This window comes from Kitasatospora sp. NPDC004289 (genome assembly GCF_053602875.1).
Window position 1 is genome coordinate 1 of sequence record NZ_JBSGEL010000148.1, and the last position, 6,101, is coordinate 6,101.

Genomic DNA, 6,101 nt, shown 5'->3' on the forward strand with positions numbered 1-6,101 from the left:
GGTGCCCGCCGCGGTGGTGGTGCTGGACGCGTTGCCGCTGACCGTCAACGGCAAGCTCGACCGCAAGGCCCTGCCCGCACCGGAGTACACGGCCGGTGCGGGCCGGGAGCCGGAGACCGAGCAGGAGAAGGTGCTCTGCATCGCGTTTGCCGATGTCCTCGGGCTGGCGCGCTTCGGTGTCGACGACGACTTCTTCGCACACGGCGGCCACTCGCTCCTGGCTGTTCGCCTGGCCAGCCGGCTGCGCACGGTGCTGGGCGTCGAGGTGTCGGTGCGCACGCTGTTCCGGGCACCCACACCGGCCCGGTTCGCGGCTGAGCTCGCGAGTGCCGAGCTCGGCACAGAGCGGGCAGCCCGGCCGGCACTGCGGCCGATGCGTCGACAGGAGGAGTCCTGATGGTGCCGTTGTCGTTCGCGCAGCGTCGGCTCTGGTTCCTGGGTCAGTTGGACGGCCCGAGTGCGACCTACAACGTCCCGGTGGTGCTGCGGCTCTCCGGTGAGCTCGATGTCGATGCCCTGGGCGCGGCGCTGGCCGACGTGGTCGAGCGGCACGAGGTGCTGCGGACGGTCTTCGAGGTCGCCGACGGCGAGCCGTACCAGCGCGTTCTGCCGCTCGACCAGGCGGGCTTCGCCCTCCGGGCCGTCGAGGTGGCGGCCGACGCCCTGGCCGCGGCGGTGGCCGCGGTGACCGGTCACGCCTTCGACCTTGGCGGTGAAGTCCCCATCCGGGCATCGCTGTTCACCACCAGCCCTGGCGAGCACATGCTGGTCGTGGTGATGCACCACATCGCTTCCGACGGCTGGTCGATCGCGCCGTTGGCGCGCGACCTGTCGGTGGCGTACGCGGCCCGCCTCACCGGTGAGGAGCCGAAGTGGGCCCCGCTTCCGGTGCAGTACGCGGACTACGCGCTCTGGCAGCGGGAGGTACTCGGGTCGGAGGACGACCGGGGCAGCGTGCTCTCGCAGCAACTGGCCTACTGGCGCAAGGCGTTGTCAGGAATCCCGGAGGAGCTGGAGCTGCCGGCCGACCGTCCCCGCCCGGCCGTCGCCGGAAGCCGGGGGCACAGCGTGCCCCTGGAGCTTCCCGCCAGTCTGCACGCCGAGCTGCTTACGCTGGCCCGCGAGCACGGCGCGACGCTCTTCATGGTGGTGCAGGCGGCGTTGGCCGTGCTGCTCTCCAAGCTGGGTGCGGGCACCGACATCCCGATCGGCGCGGCCAACGCGGGCCGGACCGACGAGGCGCTGGACGACCTGGTCGGGTTCTTCGTCAACACCCTGGTTCAGCGGGCCGACCTCTCCGGAGATCCGACCTTCGGCGAGGTCTTGGCCCGGCTTCGCGAGACCTCTCTGGCAGCCCTGGAGCACCAGGACGTGCCGTTCGAGCGCCTCGTCGAGGAGCTCGCGCCGTCCCGCTCGCTGGTCCGGCATCCGCTCTTCCAGGTGATGCTGACGGTCCAGAACCAGGCCCGGGCCGAGCTCTCCCTGCCCGGTCTGCGGGTCGAGGGACTGGGCTCGGCCGACGGGCTGATGGCCAAGTTCGACCTGGAGCTCAACCTCGCCGAACGTTTCGATGCCCACGGGCGCCCGGCTGGCATCGGCGGGGTCCTGATCGGCTCGGCCGACCTCTTCGAGCAGGCCTCGGTGGAGCGGATCGCTGTCCACTGGCAGCGAGTCCTCGCCGAGCTGGCGGTCCGCCCTGCCCTGCGGTTGAGCGCGGTGGAGGTGCTGGATGCCGAGGAGCGGCATCGGGTGCTGACCGAGTGGAACGACACTGCCGTTCCGGTTGCGTCCGCGACCCTGCCGGAGCTGTTCGTGGCGCAGGTGGGCCGGACCCCGGATGCGGTGGCGGTGGTCTTCGAGGGTGCGGAGCTCACCTACGCGGAGCTGGATACCCGTGCCGACCGCTTGGCCCGGCTGCTGGCCGGTCAGGGTGTGGGGCCGGAGTCGGTGGTGGCGGTCTGTCTGGAGCGTGGCATCGACCTGGTCGTCGCCCTGCTTGCGGTGGTCAAGGCCGGTGGGGCGTATCTGCCCGTCGATCCCGACTACCCGGCCGAGCGGATCGGATTCCTCCTGGCCGACGCCGGCGCGGCCGCCGTGATGACCTCGCAGGCCTGCGTGTCGCGCCTGCCGGAGGGGACTGCGGACGTGTGGGTGCTCGACGAACCCGCCACGCTCGCCAGGCTGTCCGGTTTCGCCGACAGCGCCCCCGCCCCTGGCCTGCTGCCCGCGCACCCTGCGTACGTGATCTACACCTCCGGCTCGACCGGCCGGCCCAAGGGCGTGGCGGTGCCGCACGAGGGCATCGTCAATCGGCTGGTCTGGATGCAGGCACAGTACGGGCTGCGGCCGGGCGAGCGGGTCGTGCAGAAGACGCCGTTCGGCTTCGACGTGTCCGTCTGGGAGTTCTTCTGGCCGCTGCTCGAGGGCGCGACCCTGGTGCTGGCCCGCCCGGGTGGGCACCGCGATCCGCAGTACCTCGCTGAGCTGCTGCGCGAGGAGCGGGTGAGTACGGCGCACTTCGTGCCGTCGATGCTGGAGGCGTTCCTGCGCGAGCCGTCTGCGGTCGGCTGCCGAGAGCTACAGCGGGTCATCTGCAGCGGCGAGGCACTGCCCGCAGAGCTGCGAGACCGTTTCTTCGAGGTCTTCGCCGACGTCGAGCTGCACAACCTGTACGGGCCGACGGAGGCGTCGGTGGACGTCACCGCGTGGAGCTGCGAGCGTGACCGGGGCACGGCCTCAGTGCCGATCGGCACCCCGGTGTTCAACACCCATATGTACGTGCTGGACGAGGCCCTGCGCCCGGTGCCAGCCGGGGTCGGCGGCGAGCTGTACATCGCAGGCGTGCAGCTGGCCCGCGGGTACATCGGGCGGCCAAGTCTGACGGCGGAGCGCTTCGTTGCCTCACCGTTCGGCCCGGCCGGGAGCCGGATGTACCGCACCGGCGACCTGGCCCGGTGGACGACGGATGGTGTGCTGGAGTACCTGGGACGGGTGGACGAGCAGGTCAAGATCCGGGGGTTCCGGGTCGAGCCGGCCGAGGTGCAGGCCGTCGTCGCGGACCACCCTGGGGTCGCCCAGGTCGCGGTCGTGGCCCGCGAGGACGTCCCTGGCGACAAGCGCCTGGTCGCCTATGTGGTGCCGGACGACGCAGCTCTTCTCCCTGCCGAGGTGCGGGAGTTCGCGGCGCAGCGGCTCCCCGGGCACATGGTGCCCTCCACCGTCGTTCTGCTCGACGCGCTGCCGGTCACGGTGAACGGGAAGCTGGACCGGCGGGCACTGCCCGTTCCCGACTACGCGATGGCATTGGGCGCGGGTGGTCGTGGCCCGTCCAGTGTGCGCGAGGAGGTGCTCTGCGCCGGCTTCGCCGAGGTGTTGGGCCTGGAGTCGGTCGGTGTGGACGACGACTTCTTCGCGCTCGGCGGGCACTCGCTGCTCGCGGTGCGTCTGGTGGAGTGGCTCCGCACCCGCGGCGTGACGGTGCCGGTACGGACGTTCTTCAGCACTCCCACCCCGGCCGGGCTCGCGGCGGCAGCCGGCGCCGAGGCCGTCACAGCACCCGCCAACCTGATTCCCGAGGGTGCGCAGGCCATCACCCCGGACATGCTGCCGATGGTCGAGCTGTCGGCCGAGGAGGTCGAGCGGATCGTTGCCACCGTGGACGGTGGCGCCGCCAATCTGGCCGACGTCTACCCGCTCGCACCTCTGCAGGAAGGCCTGCTCTTCCACCACCTGATGGCGGCCGAGGGACGACCCGACGTCTACGTCACGCCTAGGGTCGTCCGCTTCGCCTCGCGCGAGCTGCTCGCCAACTTCCTCACCGCCCTTCAGCAAGTCGTGGACCGCAACGACATCTACCGCACGGGAATCGTCTGGGAGCGGCTACCGGAGCCGGTCCAGGTGGTGTGGCGTCGGGCAACCCTGCCGATGGACGAGGTCACGCTGGACGCGGACGGGCCGGAGCCGGTCGAGCAGCTGCTCGCCGCCGCTGGAGTGTCCATGGACCTGGAGCGGGCACCGCTGATCGACGTGCGCTTCGCCGCCGAGCCCGGCGGCCCTGGCTGGCTGGCCCTCGTCCGTCTGCACCACCTGGTGATGGACCACACCGGCTTCGAGGTCCTGCTCGGCGAGGTGCGGGCCTTCCTGACAGGCCGCGGTGACCAGTTGCCCGAGCCGCTGCCGTTCCGGGACTTCGTGGCGCAGACCCGGCTCGGCACCTCTCGCGAGGCGCACGAGCTGTACTTCACCGAGCTGCTCGGCGACGTCACCGAGACCACCGCCCCGTACGGCGTGGTGGACGTTCTCGGCGACGGCGTGGAGACGGCGCAGGCCAGTATCCCGCTGAGCGGAGAACTGTCCACCCGGGTCCGCGAGTTGGCCCGCGCGCTCGGTGTGAGCCCGGCGACGCTCTGCCACCTGGCGTGGGCGCGGGTGCTGGCGGCCCTGTCCGGGCAGGACGACGTGGTGTTCGGGACGGTGCTGTTCGGGCGGATGAACGCCGGCGCCGGCTCGGACCGCGTCGCGGGCCTTTTCGTCAACACCCTGCCGGTGCGTGTGCGTGTCGACGACACCGGCGTGCTGACCGCAGTCAAGCAGCTGCGCGACCAGCTCGCGGAGCTGCTGGTGCACGAGCACGCGCCGCTCGCCGTCGCCCAGCAGGCCAGTGGGATCGCGGGCCACGTGCCGCTGTTCACGTCGATCTTCAACTACCGGCACAACACACGACTGCAGGATGCCCCGCAGACACCAGCCTCCGAGGAGGGTGACGACGGCATCCGGATGGTGTTCGCCCGCGAGCGGAACAACTACCCGCTCACCGTGGCGGTCGACGACGACGGACGGACGTTCGCGATCAGCGTGGATGCGACGGCCCCGGCCGACCCGCAGGCCGTAGGTCGGCTGCTCGGCACGGCGATCGAGCACCTGGTGCCGGCACTGGAGGTCGCCCTGGCCGACGGCGCGGAGCTTCCGCTCGAAGCGGTGGATGTGCTGGGTGCTGTTGAGCGGCGTCGTGTTTTGACGGAGTGGAATGACACGGCGGTTGAGGTTGCGCCGGTGTCGGTGTTGGAGTTGTTCGCGGGTCAGGTGGTGGGGGCGCCGGGTGCGGTGGCGGTGGTCGCCGGGGGCGTTGAGTTGTCGTATGCGGAGTTGGATGCTCGGTCTGACCGGTTGGCTCGGTTGTTGGTTGAGCGGGGTGTGGGGCCGGAGTCGGCGGTGGCGTTGTGTCTGCCGCGTGGTGTGGAGATGGTGGTGGGGATTCTCGGGGTTTGGAAGGCGGGTGGTGCGTATGTGCCGGTCGATCCTGAGTATCCGGTGGAGCGGATCGCTTTCATGCTGGCGGATGCCGGTGCGGTGATGGTCCTGACCTCGACGGGGTGCGTGGCGAGCCTGCCGGAGTCGGCTGACGTGCCGGTGGTGGTGTTGGACGATCCGGGTGTGGTGGCGGCGCTGGCGGGGTTCGGGGCCGGTGCGTTGTCGGAGCGGGATCGTGGGGGTCGTGTTCTGCCTGGTCATGCGGCGTATGTGATTTATACGTCGGGTTCGACGGGGCGTCCGAAGGGTGTGGTGGTGGCGCATGGTTCGTTGGTGAATGCGGTGTCGGCGTTTGTTCCGGTTTTCGGGGCGGGGCCGGGGGTTGGGGTGTTGCAGTTCGCTTCGTTCAGTTTCGACGCGTCGGTGCTGGATGTGGTGGTGGCGTTGTGTTCGGGGTCGCGGTTGGTGGTGGCGGGTCCGGGTGAGCGGTCGGAGCCGGCGTTGTTGCGTGCGTTGGTGGCGTCGCGGGATGTGCGGGTGGCGAGTGTGGTGCCGTCGTTGTTGGGGGTGTTGTCGCCGGGGGATCTGGCGTCGGTGGAGACGTTGGTGGTGGGTGCTGAGGCGATCGGTGCGCGTGCGGCGGGGGTGTGGTCGGCGGGTCGTCGGTTGGTGAACACCTATGGTCCGACGGAGGCGACGGTGATGGTTGCCGAGGCGTTGGTGGATCCGGGTCGTGAGGGTGTGGTGCCGTTCGGCGCGCCGGTGGCGAACACGAGGTTGTTCGTGTTGGACGGTGGGTTGCGTCCGGTGCCGGTTGGTGTGGCGGGTGATCTGTATATCGCTGGTGCGCA

2 protein-coding genes are annotated in these 6,101 nt (G+C 70.5%); both read left to right on the plus strand.

Annotated elements, in window-relative coordinates:
* Positions 1-397, plus strand: a 397-nt coding sequence (locus ACWEPF_RS39385) for a phosphopantetheine-binding protein (protein ID WP_452176454.1), incomplete at its 5' end; no start/stop codon positions are given.
* On the plus strand, positions 397-6,101 hold a 5,705-nt coding region (locus ACWEPF_RS39390), incomplete at its 3' end, for an amino acid adenylation domain-containing protein (RefSeq protein ID WP_452176455.1). The genes ACWEPF_RS39385 and ACWEPF_RS39390, both read left to right, overlap by 1 nt.